The 1,679-nt window shown below is 59.5% G+C and carries 1 protein-coding gene and 1 pseudogene; both read left to right on the top strand.

Going from position 1 to position 1,679, the window contains the following annotated elements:
• Window positions 1-346: 346 nt before the first annotated feature.
• Window positions 347-568: pseudogene (locus EB084_24870) on the top strand (hypothetical protein).
• A gap of 135 nt (window positions 569-703) precedes the next feature.
• Window positions 704-1,679 (top strand): hypothetical protein (locus EB084_24865; GenBank protein NDD31497.1); only part of this gene is annotated, 976 nt, incomplete at its 3' end.

The following is a 1,679-nucleotide window of genomic DNA, read 5'->3' as shown; positions in this document are numbered from 1 at the left end:
TTCAAAAACCTGTTACGCAAGTACGACACCAACCCGATCTCGAGCGATAAAAGTACAAAGAGCGACGCTTTGCTTGGTGGATTGCAGGATTTTACTCATAGGGAGTAATAGATCCCCCCCTCCCCCACCTTCAAAAAAAAAGATAAAGAAAACAATGGGAGGGGGAGACGACCGCACTCACTCACTCACTTTCGTACGAATGATGTGTCAAGCCTCCCTCCACTTTGGTGACTGACTGATTGCCTGACTCACCAACTTCGCATGCATCAACCGACACACTCGTGAATCAACAGATCAGAATCGAGGCGTCGATGCACACACGACCACAAGTGAGTGCGTCAGAGACATGTCGCTCGTCGCTCCGTTCGTTCGTTTTTGTGATGGAGCGTATGTGGTCGATGAGTCGACGGCTGAGTGGCTCGCACAAGTGCCCGCACCAATCGCAGTCGTCGCGTGTGCAGGCAAGTTCAGGACGGGCAAGTCGTTCCTCCTCAATAAGCTGAGCGGTTCGAATGCATTCGGAGTGGGAGACAGTGTGCAGCCATGCACTCGCGGCATATGGCTGTGCAGGGCGTTCCTTCGTCGCGAAGCGAGCGTTAGGGAGAGGAGCGTCGGAACGAAGGCCGATGTACCACCAAAGCCTGCCGACGATATCGAACGAGCCAGCAGGGGTGGCGACGATGAAGAGACGCACGTCTTGCTCATGGACACCGAGGGCATCGACGCGATCGACGCCGAGTGCGAGCACGACGTGTGCATCTTCGCACTTGCCGTCCTCATGTCTTCCGTCCTGCTGTACAACTCGAACTCGCACCTCGACGAGGCTGCGATTCAGACTCTCAGCCTGATGACCAGCGTCGCAGACGCAGTTGCAGGCTCGAGGCACGAGCACGCCCTGTGCTGGGTCCTTCGCGACTTCGCGCTCGACCTCGTCGACGCCTCCGGTCGTCACATCACGACGCAGGAGTACTTGGACAACGCACTCGACGTGTCGACGACGTCCAAGTCGAAGTGCGCGACGCGCGAGGCAATATGCACCGTCTTCGGCACACGCACGCTCCTCACGCTCCCACGACCGCATCTCGGATCGACACAGACGTCGGCATCGACAAAGACAGCCAAGGCATTCGACCGAGCGCTCGGGCTGCTTCGCACGTACCTGTGCAACAACGCCAAGCCGTTCAGCGCACACGGCGTCCCGCTCTCGGGCGCGGTGTACGTCGACTTTGTTCGGTCGATCGTCGCGAAGGTGAACGAGTGCGGCGCCATTCCGAAGCTCCATGACTCGTGGACGTTGATTTCCAAGGCGCAGCATGCCGATGTCGAGCGGTGCATTCGCTCGGCCCTCTTGGACGACGACAGCGTTCAGGCCGATTGCGTGCGCTCGACGGAGGACGGCGTCAGAGAGTGGGCGACCGAGCGCGTGCGTCGATGCGTGAGCGAGGCGCAGTTCGTGCCGCCGCACCCCGACAGTGCATCGATCGATGCGATCGTCGAACGATTGGTCGACGACCTCGTTCGGCACTGCGTCGCGCTGGGCAAGGTCGTCGACCTCGACGAGGCTGCACGCTCGATCGTCGACGACTTCTTCGCACGACTGGTCGCAAGCTCGCACGACGATCATCCGCAAAGCTCGTTCTCGGACTTGTTGACACCGTTGCCTACCGCGCACGAACTCC

Source organism: Pseudomonadota bacterium (assembly GCA_010028905.1).
Lineage (GTDB): Bacteria > Vulcanimicrobiota > Xenobia > RGZZ01 > RGZZ01 > RGZZ01.
The sequence above is the reverse complement of the archived record's forward strand: the minus strand, read 5'-3'. Positions and strand labels throughout refer to the sequence as shown.